The organism is Acinetobacter sp. LipI_19 (assembly GCF_058242925.1).
Genome location: NZ_JBZAYK010000001.1, coordinates 976,334 through 996,309, shown reverse-complemented (window position 1 = coordinate 996,309; position 19,976 = coordinate 976,334). Strand labels below are relative to the sequence as shown.

The following is a 19,976-nucleotide window of genomic DNA, read 5'->3' as shown; positions in this document are numbered from 1 at the left end:
GTGAATTAAATTGTTGGATTCAAAAATTAATTTTACATTGATCTTTGCAAATTCAATTAAATCTTAATCAAGCAACGGGAAGCTCTATTGATATAAATATCTATTGAAAAGCAAGTTCGATTAATTCAAAAGGTCGAAAAAATTCAGTTGCAGATGATTTTTAAATCAAGCATTAGACTTATATCGAAGTCTTACGTTTCTGCTTGAGAATCGTCTGGTCTAAGCTACTCGAAAACTCACGTTTATCACGCTCAGAAATCGGTGGCGGCCCACCCGTTTGTACACCAGCACCACGCAAGGTATCCATAAAATCACGCAAATGTAAACGAGCTTTGACATTGGCTGATGTATAAACCTCTCCACGTGGGTGAATTGCTACACCACCCTTTTCAATGACCTGTGCTGCCAAAGGAATATCCTGAGTAATCACAATATCATGCTCACTCATACGATCAACAATTTCTTGATCAGCTTGATCTGCACCCGACATTGCTTGAATTGAGTTGATCCGTACAGACGGTGTAATACCCACAGGCTGGTTTGCAACAAAAGTAACTTCTAATTGATAACGGTCTGATGCACGTAAGATCACTTCACGAAGAATTTTAGGTAAAGCATCTGCATCGACCCAAAGTTTAAATGGCAGCACACAACATCTCTGATAAAGATTTTTAAACATTTTAGCAAAATGCCGTTACGCTGTCCTATGCATATTCTTTTATTTATTGCGCAAATCTTTAACGACTTCGAAATCCAATCAAACTTTTCATCTGTATTTTGGTGATTAAAAGTACAATTTAAGGCGTGGTTGATGGCAATTGAGTTTAATATTCTGGTTTTTCTTATGATTTTACATTTCAGGACTTGAAATCTAGCAATCATCCTCGATTTAATAGCATAAGAGAGGCATTTAAAATCGTGAAAATGAACAATCAAAACAGACCTGAAACAATTATCATAGAAGATCAGAATTTTGGTAGCCATGTCGAACATTGGAGTCTATTGACAGAAAACCCAACGTCCGAAGTACCCAAATGGTTAGGTTTGGCTTTGGATGCACCAGTGATGCCCATGGGGCTTTGTTCAAAAGAATGTGATATGGATGTATCAACTTGGTTAATCCAAGGTCCAAACGGTTCTTCTGTACAGCTCTGTCAAGTGATTGATGTCGAGAATAACAAACCTAAAGCTGTAAAAACGGCTTTCCCCAGTTTTGAAAGTCCGTATCAATTAAATGCTTCTATCGACCGTATCATTACCTGCAAAACCAACACTCAAGCAGTGCTTAGCTTAAAAGTAGGTGAAAATAGTGTGGTCTATGCATTTGACAGTTTATACAGTGTAAATGGACACCAATATTCTCAAGATCAACAGTATAAAGTTCAACTGAATGCATGGGCTTATGAGCTCGAAAAAGTTTCAGACCATGAACAAATCATTGTTGATGATCCTGCTTCAATCAAACACCATCGTGCATTAAACGATATCCTTTCACAAAATAATGGTATTACGCCTGAAAATCTTCAAGAACAAATTGATGCATGGGAAGCGAAGTCAGAAGATGACAAAGCTCCTGTTACTGTTGATTTTTCTAAAATGGTGGCATACCTATACGGAGAAACTTTAGGACAAGAGGATGAAGCTTGGTTTCAAGGAAAAGTTGTTGGCAAAACTGAAATGCAATTTATGCAACAAAACTACACACTTTATGATGTCACTTTAATTCTTGAAGAGAACCAACCAGCAATCTTAATCCGTATTGCAACTAAAGATCCTGCTTTCAAAGATTTTGAAATTGGACAATATATTCGTGGCAATATTTGGATTCAAGCAAACATTTATTCAGCTGCTTGATTCAAAAACAGATTGATCAGCATGATGGGAAACCCATCATGCTTTTTTATTACATGTTTTGTAACATTTCTATTATATCTAAATACATCCCTGCAATTTTTATGTTTTTGAATTCAAATTTACTACTTATCCACAGTTTAAATTCAAAATCAAATAATCAGGTCTGTTTAAAACTATTTAAGCTGAAGAATATTGACTGTTTATTTAAATAATAAATACATTCCCCCTATTTAAAGAATCCCCAGAAAATAAATTTAAAAACAGAAGCTTAAACATAAAAATTAAACCAATAAATATCATGATCTTGTTAAAAAATAGACTCTATTTTTATACTTAATTCGGATTATTTTTCATATAAAGACTAAAAAATAGGCAAGTTATCCACAATGTACCCACAAAATCATAATTATAAATTCATAATATTTTTATTGATCGCGAGATAATAAATACCTCAACATATTAATAATGTAATTTAGCACTTTATTTAACCAGTCAATTATGTTAAAAATACGACGAACCAATAGGATTTAAACAATAATTTAAAAATCTAGGCTCAGTAATGAAAATTATACCTGAACAATCGACTAGTCTAATCAATCAAGTGAGTGGTTTTCACTTACGCTTGGATAAAGGAGCCTGCTGCTTTTTTGTTCTAGGTATGTTTTTAGCTGCAATGATGATCCATATATTAGGCATATTCCCGACGACTTAATGTTTTACCGCATTTATCTCATAAAAAAAATCCCTCACTCTGGAGGGATTTTTTTTATGTCTAGGACTTTAATTCCCTCCTCCTCTGTTTACTCAATCAAGGGGGGAGAAATTAAGGTTCTGATCGCACAACAAATCATTTAAATGTTTTGAAGTATGATTAGCCGTTACGTTGAGCAAAGTCATCCATAAAGTTGACAAGTGCTTGTACACCTTCTACAGGTACAGCGTTATAAATACTAGCTCGCATACCGCCTACTGAACGATGGCCGGCAAGATTGAGTAAATGATTTTCTTCAGCTTCTTTCAAGAATAATTTATCCAGTGCTTCATCTGCCAAAGTAAACGGCACATTCATGATTGAACGGTTTGGAAGTGCGATCGGATTGTTATAAAAATCACTAGAATCAATATAACCATATAGTAATTTAGATTTTTCAAGGTTGGTTCTATACATTGCGTTTACACCGCCCTGCTCAAGCAACCATTCAAAAACCAAACCAGACAAATACCAAGCATAAGTAGCGGGTGTATTCACCATAGAATCATTCTTCGCTTGCGAACCATATTTTAACAAGCTTGGAATTTCAGGTTTTGCTTGATCCAATAAATCATCACGCACGATCACAAGGGTTAAACCTGCAGGACCAATATTCTTTTGCGCTCCAGCATAGATCAAACCAAACTTAGATACATCTAGTGGCGCAGATAAAATACTTGATGAAAAATCAGAGACTAAAGGTTTATCTGTTTCTGGAATATTGGCAAATTGAATACCGCCAATTGTTTCATTTTCAGCATAATGGACATAAGCCGCGTCGTCTGACAAGTTCCAGGTACTTTGCTCAGAAATTGCAAGCTTTCCATTTATGCTTGTTGCCGCCTCAACGATATTGATATCGCCGTAGCGTTGCGCTTCTTTAGTGGCTTTTTCTGACCAAATTCCCGTATGGATATAATCAGCTTTGGAATTTTTACCCAATAAATTGAGCGGAATTGCAGAAAACTGAAGTGATGCACCACCTTGTAAGAACAATACTTTATAGTTCTCTGGAATGTTCATCAATTTACGTAAATCAGCTTCTGCTTTTTCAGCGACAGCCACATAGTCTTTGCTACGATGGCTCATTTCCATGATGGATAAGCCTTTACCATGCCAATCCAATAACTCAGCCTGAGCTTTTTCTAAAACGGCAGTAGGTAATGCAGCAGGACCAGCACAGAAATTGTACGCGCGCATGATTTTTCCCTTTTTAAAAGTGAAACGAATGAAATAGGCGCATTTAACCACAAATCGACCTTTCTTGCAGTAGCTTTGTCAGTCAATATTTCAATATGTTTAAAGATTTAGAGTTGATAATTCAATTAACTATAGACAATTAGAGAAGCAAAATATTGTAGCTAGACTGCGCATTGATATTTTAATCATCATCCTGAAACAATAATTTATTGCCATTCTGATTTTATTACTGACTGCACAAAGCTAGAATATCCGTTACTCATATCCATATACGGATAAAAACTCAATTTATAAGCTTAACTCAGTTATAATTTATCCAGCTTAAACTTTATTCATTGGTAGATGGTAAATGCCAGCCTCAAATCATCAGGATTGGATTCGGACAGCATCAGAAACAGATCGATTTGAACGTATCGAAGCATTTTTTAATGATCATGCCTATGAACCGCATCGGCATGATACCTATGCCATTGGTCGCACCCTTTCAGGCGTTCAAAGTTTTCATTATCAAGGTGTCATGCAACATAGCCAGCAAGGTATGACAATGGTGCTGCATCCAGATGAAAAACATGATGGCGAATCAGGTACACAAGAAGGTTTCCGCTATCGCATGGTGTATATAGAACCTGCAAAAATTCAATCTATTTTAAAGGGTAAACCTCTACCCTTTATCGAACATGGGATCAGTACAGATCCTCGATTATTTAAAGCCACCAATACTTTTCTACAAAGTATTGAAAATCATATGGAAGTCTTGGAAGAAGAAGATGCGCTGTATGATCTGGCCATGGCTTTAAATGAAATTTCTTTTCAACCATTATCACAACGGCTAAGTTTTGATTATCGTGCAGCAGAAAAAGCCAGAGAATTTATTCATACATTATCTGAACGAAATATCAGCTTGGATGATTTAGAAAAAAATATTGGTCGCGACCGGTGGAGTTTATCACGCGACTTCCGTTTATTGTTTGGAACCAGCCCACATCGTTATTTAACCATGCGCAGGCTGGAAAAAGTTAAAATCAATTTAATCAAAGGGGCTTCTTTAGTTGCAGCTGCAACAGATGCAGGCTTTTATGATCAAAGCCATATGACTCGACATTTTAAACAAGCATTTGGACTCAGCCCTGCGCATTGGAAAAAGATCAATCATTTGCCTTAGGTGTAAAACACATACAGATTCAGTTCAAGATTTTGATTTATCAAAACAAATGCATTCCTATAATAAAATCTCGAAGCATTCCAAGTCCTGTAATAATCAGCATGATTGCCATAATTTTATTTAAATAATTAAACCATTTAGGATCAGAAATTTTATCCCCTAAAAATTTACCCGCCAAAGCATATACGAACGGCGCTCCAGCAGCACCAATAGAAATGATTAAAGATACAACGAAAATCATCACGCCAGTAATTTTAGCCGCAGGATACATAATTGTCGTGACGGGTAAAATCACCAGAATTCCTTTAGGATTAAATAATTGAATTAAGAAACCATTTAAGAAAGTCAGTTGGTATTCGGCTTTTTCAGTTGTTTCTAAATATACTGTCAACATTTTAACGGCGATATAAAAGGTATATACCGCCCCGACCAAAGAAATATAGTCTAGCCAATTGTGAGGAATAACAGCCTCACCAACATAGCCCAAGGTCAAAAATAGAAATAACATTGCACAACCCACCCCAATGAAAAAACCAATGGATTGTTTAAGCTGCCCAAGCAGTCCTGAATTCAATCCAATGAAATTTACAGGACCAGGGCTATACATCACACTCAAGGTATAAAGAAAGATTTCCACAACAACACTCAACTTTGATCTAGACGAATTTCAAAAGATCAAAGTAAGTCTGTGGAAATATTTTGTATTGTACGTTTGTGCAGAACTAGCTTTTATTTTCTACATAGCGTGCAAAATTATCTAAAATTGCTTGCCAACCTGCTTGCTGTTGTTCAATTGGATATACCGTTTCAGGATCAAAACTAATCCTCACCACAACAGCATCATTTTTCTGTTCAAAGTAAACTTCAGCATTTCGTTCGCCAAAAGAATAAGCAATTTTTTTAAGGGGAATAATTTCAGTATATGTACCCGAAAAATCAAAGCCCATACTTCCATCTTTAGCTTCCATACGATTTGAAAATTGACCATCCACACGTAGATCATTTTTAGAATTGACTGTGTGCCAATCTGCTGAAGCGGTATTCCATTGTTGTATATCCTCTGGATTATTATAAATATCCCAAACTAATTCGATTGGTGCTGTCACCACAGACTCAACGGTAATTCTTGCCATTTTTTTCTCCTTATATCTATTTTGAGATTCAATTTATTGATTGAATTATCATGGTTTTGATTATAATTTAATCACATCTATACTCATTATCGAAACTACAAAAACCACACATATTAAAGTATACATTTAGATTATTTATTCTAGTCATTCAAGGTTAGAATAGTCTCAAATTTAAACAAATGCTGATGATTTTTCAGATGAAATTTAGAACTTGCTATTCACTTAAAGCATTATCAAAATTGATACAAGTAAGCAGCTTTGTAGCCTTAAATACGGCCTTTGTATCCGTCACGTTTGCTGAAAATCTAAGCTATGTACAAGCAGAACAATATTTACTTGAAAACTCTTATACCACCCAAGCCAATCAAGCACTCAGTCAAGCTTCTAAACTTCAAGCAGAAGCCGTCAAAAATATTGGTCTACCTCGCATCGATTTAAATGTACGTGCCTATAAGTTTCATACTGAAACAGATATTCCACTAAATGGGGTCAAAAATAATCTAGAACAGACGCTTTCACAAGGGGTGAATGATCGGGTTGATCAATGGCAATCTGAACAGAACATTCCATCGAATATCACAGATCCTTTAAAACAAGGACTAAACCAAGGAATTCATAGTGGTATTGGCTTAATTCCAGATACAGCCAATGTTGTCCTTGAAGATCAAGTTGTTCGCCCTACAGTTTCTGTGATGATGCCAATTTATACTGGCGGGATTACCTCGACAACAAAGCAGATTGCCAATTTAAAAGTTGAACGTAGTCAACTCGATGCTAAACAACAGCAAGATACACAACGTTTTGAAGTGATTCAGGCGTATTTTAATGTGCAATTACAACAACAGCTATTCAATGCCAGTCAATTCAATCTGAGTGCAATGCAACAACACTATGACAATTCACTCAAACTTGAAAAACAGGGATTTATTAGCAAAGGACAACGCATGCAATTTGAAGTTGCGCGCAATAATGCCCAGCGTTCAGAACAAAATGCTTCGGCAAATTTACAAGCCAGTCAGTTCCAACTTCAAAATTTATTGCATAAATCCAAAATTGATCAATTGACGACACCTTTATTTGTCAATCGTCAGCAAAGCCAATCACTCAACCAACTCCTTGCTTCTTATCCTGAAACTTCAAGCCTAGTTCGAAAAATGCAAATGGATACACAGCTTGCCAATCAGAATGTCAAAATCCAGAGCGCCGCAAAAAAACCAACCCTTTTTGCGTTTGGAGAATATAGTTTAGATCAAAACCAAAATTGGATTGTGGGTGTTGCTGCTCGCTACAACCTATTTTCAGGGATTGATAAGAACAAAAATGTCCAAGCAGCTGAATTACAGAGATATGCAACAGAGCTTATGACAGCGCGCACCCAACAAGAGATTGAGAATATTATCTACAAATCCTATAGTGAGCTCGCCACAGCACAGCAGTCCAATCAATTACTACAACAAAATGAACAAGCAGTGTTAGAGAATTTAAGAATTCAACAATTATCATTTAAAGAAGATATGGGCACCGCCACTCAAGTCATCGATGCACAGAATCAACTCAGCCTACTCAAAACCGAAAAAGCACTCAATGCCTATAAATACGTGCTCTCCCTAGCAACTTTGCTACAAAGCCATGGTTCTATTGAACAATTCAAAGACTACGTCAATCAAACTAATACAGATTATATTCGTTAAGATGGAGCATAAAATGACAAAACAGCATGACCATCACAATGGACAAAATGATTCATCTTCAACTTCGCAAGCTGATGCAAACTCAGATATTTCATTAAATGAAAATTTAGTTCATCCAGAAATGAATACACAAAACAATACAGATCCGACCGCTTTATCTGATGCAACTGTAGCGCAACAACCTACAGCCGACCAAATTGAATCTGAAAAAGACACACTAATCAAAGATTCGGCACAGGAACAAAGTGCTGCGACAAACATCAACAACGATCAAAAACCTTCTAAAAAGAAAACTATTCTGGTCATTGGCGCAATAATTTTTATTCTATTATTGGGATTGATTGCGTTTGGTCTATGGAAAAGTTATCAGCCTAAAACAGTAGATGTTCAAGGACGTGTTGAAGCTGAAACATTACATGTCAGCACTAAAGTTCCGAGTCGGATAGAAGGCATCTTTGTCAGCGATGGTCAAAAAATTAAAAAAGGACAACTGTTAGTTACTCTAAGTAGTCCAGAAATTGCTGCAAAAAAACAACAAGCCCTGGCAAGTTTACAATCCGCCTTAGCCTTACAATCGACAGCAGACAGAGGTTCTCAACAAGAAAATATTGATACCTTATATGCCAATTGGCAAAGTGTAAAAGCGCAAGAAAATCTTGCAAAAATGACCTACCAACGTGGGGCTAACCTCTTTGCACAAGGGGTTATCTCGCGTCAACGACGTGATGAAATGCATGCCGCTGCACAATCAGCCACTCAAATGAGTGAAGCTGCTTATCAGCAATATGCACGTGCAAAACGCGGCAGTACCACTGAACAAAAATCTGGGGCTGATGCACAAGTCGAGATCGCGAAAGCCGCTGTTGCGGAAGCCAATGCTTTAGATGCAGAAACCAAACTATACTCTCCTGTAAACGGCACTGTATCTAAAACTTACGGTAAACCCTCAGAACTGGTGGCTATTGGTGTTCCTGTTGTGAGTATTATTCAAGATGAAGAAAATTGGGTCAGTTTAAATGTCCGTGAAGATCAATACACCCAAGTTTATCAAGCAAAAAGCTTAGATGGTTTTATACCCGCACTCAATAAAACAGTGTCATTTAACATCAAAAATATAGATGCTGAAGGTGAGTTTGCAACCATTAAAACCACACGTCAGACAGGTGGTTATGATATTCGTAGTTTTAAAGTTAAGCTTACACCCGCTGAAGCCGTACCTGAATTAAAAGTAGGCATGAGTGTGATCTTTAAATTAAAAGAGAGCCAATAAGCATGTGGACGGGCATGTTAAGAGAGCTTCAATATTTGCTCAAGCATAAATGGGATTTATGCTTAGTCACACTTGCCCCGCTCTTTGTGATTATTTTATTCAGTAGTATGTTTTATGCAGGAAAAGCTGAACATTTACCGATTGCAATTATTGATCAAGATCAAAGTGAACTTAGTCGCAATATAGAAAAGTATCTTAGTCATAATCATACGGTTTCAATCTACACTGTATCAGACAATCCCAATGAAGTTGAGTATCTGCTCAATCAGACCAAGATTTGGGGATATGTGCATATTCCAGCAGGTGCTGAACAACGTCTGGTTCAAGCACAAGATTCACAGATCAGTATTGCGTTTAATCAGTCTTATTTTAGTATTGGCAATGGGATTTCTTCAGCGATGCTTCTCTCTACGGTTGAAGCGATTGCTGATTTTGCAAAGAATTCATATTTTGAAAATAAAATTCCTTATGCTGAACTTTCCACAGCAAATATAAAAATTTCTCCCCTGTTCAATCCCAATCTCAGTTATGAGTTCTATTTAGAACCCTTTATGATTCCAGCAATTTTGCACTTATTGCTATGTTGTTGTGTGGCTTTTGCAGTGGGTCAAGAATTGAAATACGGCACATTAAATCAATGGGTTCAAGACAAATCTGTATTAAATGCACTTCTGGCAAAAAATATGGTCTATGTGTTAATTTTCTGTTTTTGGACTTGGGTATGGCTGTTTTGGCTGGTGGTAATCCGAGGTTGGTTCATTGCTGGTAGTTTATGGATGATTTTACTTGGACAGTTCTTACTTTATTCAGCCTATGTACTGATCAGTAGTAGCGTCGTTCTCGCAACTAAAAATTTATCTAAAACTTTTGGATTTATTGCAGTCTATGGTGGCTCTTCGCTAAGTTTTGCAGGTGTCACGCTTCCCTTAAATAATGCACCAATTTTTACCAAATTTTGGGCCAACATTATTCCCTATACACCTTATGCGAAATTACAAACTGAGCAATGGGTTGTTGGCAGTCCTAGTTTTAATTCGATGGTTCCTTTAGCCATCCTTGCTGCATATTGTATTTTCTATTTTGCATTATCAAGTTTACTCCTCAATAAAAATTTAAGGGGCGTAAAACATGATTAAATTCTTTAAAGAGCTCGCTCGATACTATGTAGACACTTTTAAAAATATTGGGAAAAACTCGTCTATTTTGACCACTATGGTGCTTTCAGTATTTTTTTATAGCATTTTTTATCCTACAGCCTATAAAGCGCAAACTGCTGAAAGTTTGCCGATTATTATTGTTGATGAAGAACAAAGCTATCTGAGCAATACCATCATTACTGAAGTTGCCAAAAGTCCCAATATAAAAATTACTGAAATCACTGGAAATTTTGAACAAGCAAAACGGATGGTTCAAGAGCAAAAAGCCGATGGTATTTTGTTATTACCTGAGAACCTATCCAATAGTGTGGTTCGAGGTGAGGCTGGTGGTATTGGTCTATATCTCAGTAGTGCTTATTTTCTTAAAACCAAACAGATTGGTTTAGGCTTAGCCACTGCAATTGAAAATGCCGTTGCAGAACAAGCCGAAAGGTTTGGCAAAATTTCACATTTCCAAGTCGCGCTTCCGATCCATCAAATTCCGCTGTTTAACACACTTTCAGGATATGGCAGTTATATCTTTCCTGCAATTGCGCCTCTGATCATTCACCAGACTATTGTTCTAGGATTGTGCATGTTGATTGCGGGGTATCGTGAAAGACGATGGCGAGCCACAACTACTGAGTTTTTGGGAATCTATTTAGCAGCACTCACGATTGGTTGCCTCGGCTGCTATTATCTATTTGGTTTCACTTACTGGATCAATGACTATCCGAGAGGCGGCAATTTTTGGGGCATGTTGTTTTCCGTTCCGATTTTTATTAGTTGCGTGATTGCAATGGCAATGCTTTTAGCCAGCTATCTAGATATTTCAGAACGTGCTGGACATCTGATCGTTTTCACCTCAATTCCATTGTTTTTACTGTCAGGTGCAGCTTGGCCCTTGCAAGCAATGCCAACTTGGATGCAGTATTTTGCTCATCTCTTCCCGTCCACTCAAGGAATTAATTTATTTATTCAGTTAAATCAAATGGGTGTGCCGATTCAGGTGGTTATGCCAAAGTTAATTTATCTCGTATGCTTAACAGGAATTTTGATGATATGGGCATATATACGCCTAATGCAAACATATAAAAAATAAGAATAGTTGTGTGAAATTTAATTTATATAATGAATTAAAATTAACAATAAAATCGAATCCTTTAATCAAACTGAACTATTTTTAATCATTTGAACGCATTTTTGATAAAAAAGTTAGTACTGCTGACGCAAATAGCGTCAGAATAGGCCATTTTCGAAATACTCTGAATACTCAGAATCTCCCACCCTAAGGCGCCCACATGCTTTAGCGGGATTTCTTTTGTGTTTTTTTGATAGAGTTTTCCTTTTCGCCAAAATCTGAATTTTAAGGGCTCAGTATGAAGAAAATGAGAATTAGCCTTGCTTGGCAAATTGTTATTGCGCTCTTCTTAGGTATTCTTGTTGGTGCTTTTTTGCACAACGCACCTGAAATTCGCGGTGACATCATTGCAAACTTTTTACAACCATTGGGTAAGATTTTCATCAATCTGATCAAAATGATTGTAATTCCACTTGTGCTTTCCATGCTGATTTTAGGAATTGCCAATGCGGGTGACAGTAAAAGTGTCGGTAAACTTGGCTTTAAAACCATTGTTTATTTTGAGATTATTACGACAGTTGCAATTATTGTAGGCTTAGTTGCTGCCAATGTATTCCAACCTGGTGCAGGCATTGATATGTCTACACTGACAACCTCTGATATTTCGCAATATAAAGAAACGACACAGGAAGTCAGCCATGAAGCTCATGGCTTAGTAAATACTGTTCTTTCACTTATCCCACCGAATATTTTTGCGGCAATGGGTGATGGGCACATGTTGCCGATTATTTTCTTTGCAGTCATTTTCGGTATTGGTCTAGGTTCATTGACTAAAGAAACCAAGCAACCGTTGATTGACGTGTTAAAAGCTGTTTCTGAAACAATGTTCAAAGTAACTCACATGATCATGATGTTTGCACCATTTGGTGTATTCGGCTTGATCGCTGCGACTGTAGCAAACTTTGGTTTTAGTTCATTATTACCATTAATTAAACTTGCTGTTTTAGTTTATGGGGCAATCCTGTTCTTTATCTTTATTGTGCTTGGTTTTGTGGCTAGATTCTGTGGTTTTAGTATCTGGACAATTATCAAAATCTTAAAAGATGAACTTATTCTTGCTTACTCCACTGCAAGCTCTGAAACCGTTTTACCACGTATGATGGAAAAAATGGAAGCTTATGGTGCGCCAAAATCAATTACCAGTTTTGTTGTTCCTATCGGTTATTCATTTAACTTAGATGGTTCAACACTCTATCAAAGTATTGCTGCTATCTTTATTGCACAACTTTACGGTATTGATTTAACCATCACTCAACAGCTTGTTTTGGTCTTGACCCTGATGATTACCTCTAAGGGTATCGCAGGCGTTCCTGGTGTGTCTTTCGTGGTTCTATTGGCAACTTTAGGCAGCGTGGGTATCCCACTAGAAGGCTTAGCATTTATTGCGGGTATTGACCGTATTTTAGATATGGCTCGTACTGTATTAAATGTGATTGGTAATGCACTTGCTGTTCTTGTAATTAGTAAATGGGAAGGCAAATTCGATACTGAGAAACAAAAATCTTATAATTTTGATGCCACACATTAATTTTTTAAGATCAGAAAAACCACCTTCGGGTGGTTTTTTTGTACATGCTTGACTGAGATTACCTACCTTTTAGACTACTTTCAATTCCACTAATCGCTCCAAAAGATTGAATATATGATATGCAGAATAATTAACTTTCTAGCATTGATCAAGATACTGTTTTAATGGCGTTTTACCCTTCTTTAAAATGATTTTAATCTGCGCTTTTTTACCTACTTTGACAAATTCTTGGATGATATAACCATCTTTTTCAAGGCATAAATTCCAATCATAAACTTGCACCCCATGAATTACTAAGCTTTCAACTTTCCATTCGGCCTGTTTTTCAAAATTCACTATCCCCAATTTATTTGTGAATTTTTCATCATATTGATCATCTATTTTTGCAGGATGTACTGATGTTACTAACACGATTTTTACATCAGGAATTGCTACTCCCTGCTCATTTACAACAGTCACAGTCACTTGAGGCTTCTGTGTTTTATATATCGGGTAACAGCTAGTTAAAGAAATCAGTATTGGTACTAGAAATATGCTTCTTTTCATGATCTCATCTATTTAAAAAAATTTTGATTTTTCTAAATCAATTCTCTCATATTAATAATTTTTTTTATTTTCATCATCTGACATTTTTGTATTCCCCTATAAGCTATCCAAATAAGGCGGCTTATATTTACTTTAAATTATTAAATAGTTACCTTTATATTTTAGATTTCATAGAAGAAAGACCAATGAGAAATAGCTATTTAATTGCAGTCATGCTATCAAACATATTTTTAAGTCAAGCACATGCTAAAAACGATGATGTAGCACAATCTTCTGAATATATTTCTAGTGGCGCAGAGGCTGGAATTGTATCTATTGATGCTATACAGGAAGCAGCTTTGGAAGCTGAAAATGTTGATTTTGACATATCAACAAGTACAGCTGCTTCAGATGCGGCGGCTGCAGCCGCTGATGCTGCAGAAGCTGCTGAACGAGAAGCACAAGCAACAGAAAAACCATCTAAATCAAAATGAATAGAAAGTGCTATTTGCAGTAAACATGCAAATAGCTTGCTCTTGTGTTTATCTCATGAACATATCTTTATCAGAGATAAAAACCACAATAAAGTGCCTTTTGTCATTAGCAACTAAAAACTCTCAATCAGAGAACGTACTCATTTCGTTAGCTACGCGATTAAATATGCACTGAGAATAATCAGCATTTGTATAGCTAAAATAATACTAAACCATTTCCAGCCTTTTTGGCGAAGGATGACCTTATCTGCTGTTGAATAATTGACTGTTCTTATCATTTTATCACCTCATTCTTGCTACATCATGGAACATCTTTGGGGCAAAACATCGGTCTTTTAATAGACAATTTATAACATGCAAAAAATAAACCAACCCTAAAAGTGTAACAAATTTCCAATACCTTCATTGATGTTCATTCGAGGCTTCCCAGTAAAATTTTTTTCCGAATGACAATGAGTTAATCAATTTTCTTTGTTGAATCCACTCAATATGAGGAAAACAATAACCATCCGATTCAGCAAAAAAACGCTGACCTTTTTGATCTATCAACTCGACTTGCACACAAAAATAATCCCCATATAACGTCGAGGGCTTTAAAAGATGACCGTGATCGAAGTCAATTTTAACCATGGCTAAACTTAAATCAGTAAGAAATTTATGATGGACACTTAAGTAATCAACTAAATATTTAGAAAATCTTTGATGGACTTTCTCTAAAAAATTATCGTTAATGTCATGGTGCTGATTCAATAATCTAAAAGTAAAACTAAAGGTATTTAAATGTCTTGCATGCGTATACAGTACGCCTATACCCCAAAAGCCATAATAATCATGATAGCGATTGCTAAACTTATCCAAAATAACTCTTGTCACATCCAATAATCTTTTTTTCATTTTTAGTAAGTATTCAATATTTTCAACCATCATAGATTAAAAAAGCCCCTTACGGGGCTTTTACAATTCATTGACCTAGGATTTAATTAACCAATAAACTTACGCGCATTACGGAACATACGTAACCATGCACCATCTTCCGTCCACTCTTCAGGCTTCCAAGAATGCTGAATTGCACGGAAATTACGTTCAGGATGCGGCATCATAATCGTTGCACGACCATCTTTTGAAGTCACCCCAGAAATCGCTTCAGGAGAGCCATTTGGGTTCAGTGGATATTGTTGAGTCGCATTACCCAAGCTGTCTACATAGCGTAAAATCACTTGATTACCGGCATTTAACGCAGCAAAGTTTTCAGCAGAAGTTTCTGCACGACCTTCACCATGTGCAACAGCGATTGGTAAAATAGAGCCTTCCATACCTTCTAAAAGAATCGATGGAGATTTCTCAACTTTCACATTCACAACACGGGCTTCAAATACTTCTGAAGTATTACGGCGGAAACGTGGCCAGTTGTCTGCACCCGGAATGAGTGGCGCAAGCTGAGCCAACATTTGACAACCATTACAAATACCTACAGAGAAAGTATTGTCCCGGTTAAAGAATTTCTCAAATTGATCACGAAGTTTAGGATTAAACAGCACAGACTTAGCCCAACCACCACCAGCACCTAAAACATCACCATAAGAGAATCCACCACAAGCAACCAGACCTTCAAAGTCGTCTAAATCTACACGGCCTGAAAGTAAATCACTCATGTGAACATCAACAGTATTAAAACCAACTTTATCGAATGCCGCAGCCATTTCAACATGACCATTCACGCCTTGTTCACGTAAAATCATCATGTTTGGACGGCGTTCATTGATATAAGGAGCTTCAACAGGCTCATTTAAATCAAATGTTGGTAATGCAATTATACCTTTATGATTTTTATCACCAATTAATGCAAATTCTGAATCAGCTGTTTCTACATTATCACGTAAACGTTGAATTTGATGAGAAACTTCAGTCCAAGCTTGTTGCAATTCAGCGCGATCAAGTATCAAACCGTTCACTGACAATTTATCAGAATCATTGACAGTACCAACAACGCTAATCGCTTCTTTTAAACTTGAAGTTGCAACTTCATCTGTCAAACTTGCCCAGTCTGCTTTAGAAATTTGCAATACTGCACCAATTTCTTCGGCAAATAAGCTTTCAGTAGATTGATCTTCAAGTGCTACACCTAAGCGTGAAGCAAACATCATTTCAGCAACAGTTGCCAATAAGCCACCATCACCAATGTCATGATACGCCTTGATCAAACCGCGATTATTCCAATCTTGAACCAATGCAAAGAATGCTTTGAACTCATCAAAGTTATCAACATCAGGTGTAACAGAACCAATTGCCTTATACACTTGTGCAAGGATCGAACCGCCTAAACGGAACTGACCTTTAGATAAATCAATACGTACTAGAACTGAATCTTCATTTTTCAATTCAGGTGTCAATGTTTTACGAACATCCAACACAGGTGCAAATGCAGTGATGACACCAGACATTGGTGAAGTCACAGATTTATCTTCGCCTTCGTCATTCCAAGTCGTACGCATCGACAATGAGTCTTTACCCACTGGAATTGCGATACCCAATGCAGGACACATTTCCATACCGATGGCTTTTACACCTTCGAATAATGCTTGATCTTCACCTTTTTGACCTGCGGCCGCCATCCAGTTAGCAGACAGTTTAATATCACTGATCTGTTCAATATTGGCACACATGATATTGGTGATGGACTCAGCCACGGCCAAACGTGCAGAAGCAGCAGGATTTAACAATGCAACAGGAGGACGCTCACCCATTGCCATTGCTTCACCGGTATAGCCTTGTAAGCTTGTTGTGGTTACCGCAGCATCCGCAACTGGAACTTGCCAACGGCCCACCATCTGATCACGCGATACCATACCCGTGATTGAACGGTCACCAATGGTGATTAGGAATGATTTTGAAGCCACTGTCGGGTTTTTCAATACACGGAAGATTGCATCTTTTAAATCGACTTTAGATGCATCAAACTCATCACCTTTACGTTGAATCGTTTCGTATGTACGACTCATACGTGGCGTGCCACCAAGCATGACTTGCATTGGCATATCCACTGCTTTGTTTTCAAACAATGGATCGTTTACAGTCAATTGACGTGCTTCAGTCGCTTCTCCCAATACCGCAAATGGGCAACGTTCACGGGCACAAATCGATTCAAATAACTCTAATGATTCTGGTTTAATGGCAAGCACATAACGTTCTTGTGCTTCATTTGACCAGATTTCCATTGGTGACATGCCTGGTTCAAGCGATGGGATTTTACGAAGATCAAGAGTTGCACCCAATTCGTGATCATTCACAAGTTCAGGCATTGCATTGGAAACACCACCCGCCCCCACATCATGTACAGATACGATCGGGTTAAAGTCTTCCATTCTCCAACATGCATCAATCACTTCCTGACAACGACGCTCCATTTCTGGGTTTTCACGTTGTACAGAAGCAAAATCTAGGTTTTCACCTAATTTACCGCTATCTACAGAAGAAGCTGCACCACCGCCCAAACCAATGAGCATCGCAGGACCACCCAGTACAATCAGTAAATCGCCGGGCTGAATTGCATCTTTTTCAACATGGTCAGGACGAATATTTCCGTAACCACCCGCAATCATAATCGGTTTATGGAAACCTTTTACTTCGCCATTAACATTTTGCTCAAAAGTACGGAAGTAACCATTTAACGCAGGGCGACCAAACTCGTTGTTAAATGCTGCACCGCCTAAAGGACCATCAATCATGATCTGAAGTGGTGATGCCATACGAGATGGTTTACCGTAGTTTTCTTCCCAAGGCTGTTCAAAACCTGGAATATTAAGGTTAGAAACCGTAAAGCCCGTTAAACCTGCTTTTGGTTTACCACCACGGCCTGTTGCACCTTCATCACGAATTTCACCACCAGAACCTGTCGCAGCACCTGCAAATGGAGCAATTGCGGTTGGATGGTTGTGGGTTTCCACTTTCATAAGAATGTGGGCAGCTTGGCTCTTATATTTATAAATATGGTGACCCGTGGCTTCATCTTTTTTCGGATAGAAACGCTGTGTGTCAAAACCAACAATTACAGAAGCATTATCTTTATATGCTGACAAAACATCTGTAGGTGATTCTTTATAGGTATTTTTAATCATTTGGAACAATGATAATGGTTGTTTTTCACCATCAATTGTCCACTCTGAACCAAAGATTTTATGACGACAATGTTCTGAGTTTGCTTGAGCAAACATCATCAACTCGATGTCATGCGGGTTACGCCCCAACTTATTAAATGCTGCAGTTAAATAATCAATTTCTTCATCTGACAATGCAAAGCCAAACTCAGAGTTTGCTTTAACCAGTGCATCTTTACCTTGCCCCAAAATATCAATTGAGTATAAAGGTTTAGGCTCAGTTTCAGAGAATAAAGCTGTTGCGTCATCAATTTTATTGAAAACGCTTTCTGTCATACGGTCATGTAAAATTTGTTTTACTTCATCAGAAATTTCAGAAATTCCCTTTAAAGTAAACAAAACACCGCGTTCTAAGCGGTGTACAGGTGTATTACAGTTGGCAAAAATATCGGTTGCCTTAGATGACCACGGTGAAATTGTACCGACACGTGGCGTGACTAAAATCTGGACTTCGTCACTTGCAGCCTGACGAACTTCAAACGATGCGCCATCGTTTAAAAGCTGTAAAGCAGATTGCTGTTGTTGCTCGTTGAGCGTTTGGTCGAAAAGGTAAACCCATTGGCTTTCTATTGATTGAACAGAACTGATCGACGCAAGGCGTGTTAATAGTTGTGTTTGCTTAAAAGAAGAGTGTGCAGGTGCACCGGCAACGATAAACATGCTGTTTTTGGCTCCACGGGCAGGTTTTGGCAACCCACCTCAATGTGACTTGAAGAGAGCGCATATTCTACTGTGAAAGCAAGATTTCAGCTAGTCATATCCCACTTAAAAAACGCTGAAATCTTGGTTTTAAATATCCGATTTACTTTGACTTTCGTCTTTAAACATGATTCGTAACAATTGAATTATTGAGCTGTATAATGAAACTCAGCCGTTTTAGGATCTTCTTTCGCAATGATTCCGCTTTTTTGATAAAAGACTTTTCCACAAGAAATCTCAGGATCGATTTCACCATCAATATCATAGGATAATCGGACATTTATATGTTCTAAATATGAGTTTTGAGATGCAGAGTCAATGAAAAATACATCTAAACTTTCCATGTTATAGCACACATAGATTTTTTCAGGATGCGAGTTTTTATTCAGATCAATTGTATAGGTATGATCCGCATTTTGAGTCATTCGATCAAGCTTGAGGGCCACCGCATTAACCAAATCGCCACTTTTATTAATCGCATACGCATAGTTTGCCGTATCATTTTTATAAGCTTCGTTGCAGTTTTTAATTGGTTGCCCAATCTTTACCTTGCTAGGTGTAAGATCCTCTATTGTAAATTTAGCTTTTCCATTCAACATACTGCTCGGTAAGATACTCCAATACTGTTTATTTTGAGCATTTGGATCATCTGTCCAAATACAATTATTTGTCAGATGACCATCTGGCGTTTCTTGAAAAGCAAAAGTCGCGAAAGCTTGATCTACTGGTTCAGGCTTGGCAGGAATGCTTTCTTCGATTTCAGCTTTGCTCGCTTCATTTTTTTTCTGAGTTTCGATTTCTTTGTTTTGATTGGATAGATTTTTATCAGTTGGGCTACACCCTGCAAATAGAATAATCATAGTTAATAAGAAGAAATTTTTATTCATGTGTACTCTATTTCTTAAGTGATACAAGGATAATGTTTATTCATTTTAACTGTTTATAGGGATAAACATATTAACTTTAATCATGGAAATTTTCCTAATGTTTGGACTATCTAGATTATAAATTGCTTTACAGATCATTCAAAAATTTACTGCTCAATATTTAGTGGATTGAAAAGATCAAAAATTAACAACAATTGTATTATTGAATAATTTTTAGATGATGGTGAACAGCTTTTAATTCGCCTTGATTCTGAAAAACCTGATTATGGCTCTGTTGTTGTCGTGAATCCAATTACAGCGAGAGATGATTGGTTTAGTGTTGAAGCCAACTTTTATAACTTCATTATGAAT

General features: G+C 37.2%; 17 protein-coding genes. 8 read left to right on the top strand and 9 right to left on the bottom strand.

All coding sequences use genetic code 11. The features are described from left to right. Positions 1-178: 178 nt before the first annotated feature. On the bottom strand, positions 179-679 hold the full coding sequence (locus AC4CVF_RS04860; RefSeq protein WP_336953975.1) for a YaiI/YqxD family protein: 501 nt from the start codon (positions 677-679) through the stop codon (positions 179-181). A 245-nt stretch (positions 680-924) separates the two neighbouring features. On the opposite strand from AC4CVF_RS04860, the gene AC4CVF_RS04855 reads away from it, so the two are divergent. After that, the gene (locus tag AC4CVF_RS04855; RefSeq protein ID WP_419360542.1) at positions 925-1,854 is read left to right on the top strand and encodes a hypothetical protein; all 930 of its coding nucleotides are present in this window, start codon (positions 925-927) and stop codon (positions 1,852-1,854) included. An 871-nt stretch (positions 1,855-2,725) separates the two neighbouring features. Here AC4CVF_RS04855 and serC read toward each other — a convergent pair. Beyond that, positions 2,726-3,805, bottom strand: a complete 1,080-nt coding sequence (gene serC, locus AC4CVF_RS04850) for a 3-phosphoserine/phosphohydroxythreonine transaminase (RefSeq protein WP_336953976.1) — start codon at positions 3,803-3,805, stop codon at positions 2,726-2,728. Positions 3,806-4,154: 349 nt separating this feature from the next. On the opposite strand from serC, the gene AC4CVF_RS04845 reads away from it, so the two are divergent. Further along, positions 4,155-4,967, top strand: a complete 813-nt coding sequence (locus tag AC4CVF_RS04845) for an AraC family transcriptional regulator (protein ID WP_336953977.1) — start codon at positions 4,155-4,157, stop codon at positions 4,965-4,967. Positions 4,968-5,007: 40 nt separating this feature from the next. Here the strand turns inward: AC4CVF_RS04845 and AC4CVF_RS04840 are convergent, their stop codons facing one another. Further along, complete coding sequence (locus AC4CVF_RS04840) at positions 5,008-5,604, bottom strand: LysE family translocator (protein ID WP_336953978.1); 597 nt, start codon at positions 5,602-5,604, stop codon at positions 5,008-5,010. Between the two features lie 85 nt (positions 5,605-5,689). Beyond that, on the bottom strand, positions 5,690-6,100 hold the full coding sequence (locus tag AC4CVF_RS04835) for an SRPBCC domain-containing protein (protein ID WP_336953979.1): 411 nt from the start codon (positions 6,098-6,100) through the stop codon (positions 5,690-5,692). Between the two features lie 197 nt (positions 6,101-6,297). Here AC4CVF_RS04835 and AC4CVF_RS04830 point away from each other — a divergent pair, with 197 nt between their 5' ends. From AC4CVF_RS04830 to gltP, 5 genes are all read left to right on the top strand, one after another. After that, positions 6,298-7,791: a TolC family protein gene (locus AC4CVF_RS04830; RefSeq protein WP_336953980.1), complete on the top strand. Its 1,494-nt coding sequence runs from the start codon at positions 6,298-6,300 to the stop codon at positions 7,789-7,791. 13 nt (positions 7,792-7,804) lie between these two features. Then, positions 7,805-9,061 carry an HlyD family secretion protein gene (locus AC4CVF_RS04825; RefSeq protein WP_336953981.1) on the top strand — a complete coding sequence of 419 codons (1,257 nt, stop codon included), beginning with the start codon at positions 7,805-7,807 and terminating at the stop codon, positions 9,059-9,061. A 2-nt stretch (positions 9,062-9,063) separates the two neighbouring features. Beyond that, positions 9,064-10,197: an ABC transporter permease gene (locus AC4CVF_RS04820; protein WP_490789032.1), complete on the top strand. Its 1,134-nt coding sequence runs from the start codon at positions 9,064-9,066 to the stop codon at positions 10,195-10,197. Continuing rightward, positions 10,190-11,299, top strand: a complete 1,110-nt coding sequence (locus AC4CVF_RS04815) for an ABC transporter permease (RefSeq protein ID WP_490789031.1) — start codon at positions 10,190-10,192, stop codon at positions 11,297-11,299. Before AC4CVF_RS04820 ends, AC4CVF_RS04815 begins: the two co-directional genes overlap by 8 nt. 277 nt (positions 11,300-11,576) lie before the next feature. Then, positions 11,577-12,866: a glutamate/aspartate:proton symporter GltP gene (gene gltP / locus AC4CVF_RS04810; protein WP_419327940.1), complete on the top strand. Its 1,290-nt coding sequence runs from the start codon at positions 11,577-11,579 to the stop codon at positions 12,864-12,866. Positions 12,867-13,004: 138 nt separating this feature from the next. Here the strand turns inward: gltP and AC4CVF_RS04805 are convergent, their stop codons facing one another. Then, positions 13,005-13,331, bottom strand: coding sequence for a hypothetical protein (locus AC4CVF_RS04805; protein WP_336953984.1), 327 nt, complete (start codon positions 13,329-13,331; stop codon positions 13,005-13,007). Positions 13,332-13,597: 266 nt separating this feature from the next. Between AC4CVF_RS04805 and AC4CVF_RS04800 the strand changes: the two genes are divergently transcribed. Next, positions 13,598-13,885 (top strand): hypothetical protein, encoded by a 288-nt coding sequence (locus AC4CVF_RS04800; protein ID WP_419360487.1) that lies wholly within the window; start codon positions 13,598-13,600, stop codon positions 13,883-13,885. 152 nt (positions 13,886-14,037) lie between these two features. On the opposite strand, the gene AC4CVF_RS04795 is transcribed toward AC4CVF_RS04800, so the two are convergent. The 4 genes from AC4CVF_RS04795 to AC4CVF_RS04780 all read right to left on the bottom strand — a co-directional run bounded on the left by AC4CVF_RS04795 (position 14,038) and on the right by AC4CVF_RS04780 (position 19,625). Next, positions 14,038-14,163 (bottom strand): KGW motif small protein, encoded by a 126-nt coding sequence (locus tag AC4CVF_RS04795; RefSeq protein ID WP_490789030.1) that lies wholly within the window; start codon positions 14,161-14,163, stop codon positions 14,038-14,040. A gap of 124 nt (positions 14,164-14,287) precedes the next feature. Next, a complete protein-coding gene (locus AC4CVF_RS04790) occupies positions 14,288-14,812 on the bottom strand; it encodes a hypothetical protein (protein WP_419360489.1) in 525 nt (174 codons plus the stop codon). A 53-nt stretch (positions 14,813-14,865) separates the two neighbouring features. Then, positions 14,866-18,699 (bottom strand): phosphoribosylformylglycinamidine synthase, encoded by a 3,834-nt coding sequence (purL, locus tag AC4CVF_RS04785; RefSeq protein ID WP_490789029.1) that lies wholly within the window; start codon positions 18,697-18,699, stop codon positions 14,866-14,868. Positions 18,700-18,884: 185 nt separating this feature from the next. Continuing rightward, positions 18,885-19,625: a hypothetical protein gene (locus tag AC4CVF_RS04780; protein ID WP_336953990.1), complete on the bottom strand. Its 741-nt coding sequence runs from the start codon at positions 19,623-19,625 to the stop codon at positions 18,885-18,887. Between the last annotated feature and the right edge of the window lie 351 nt (positions 19,626-19,976).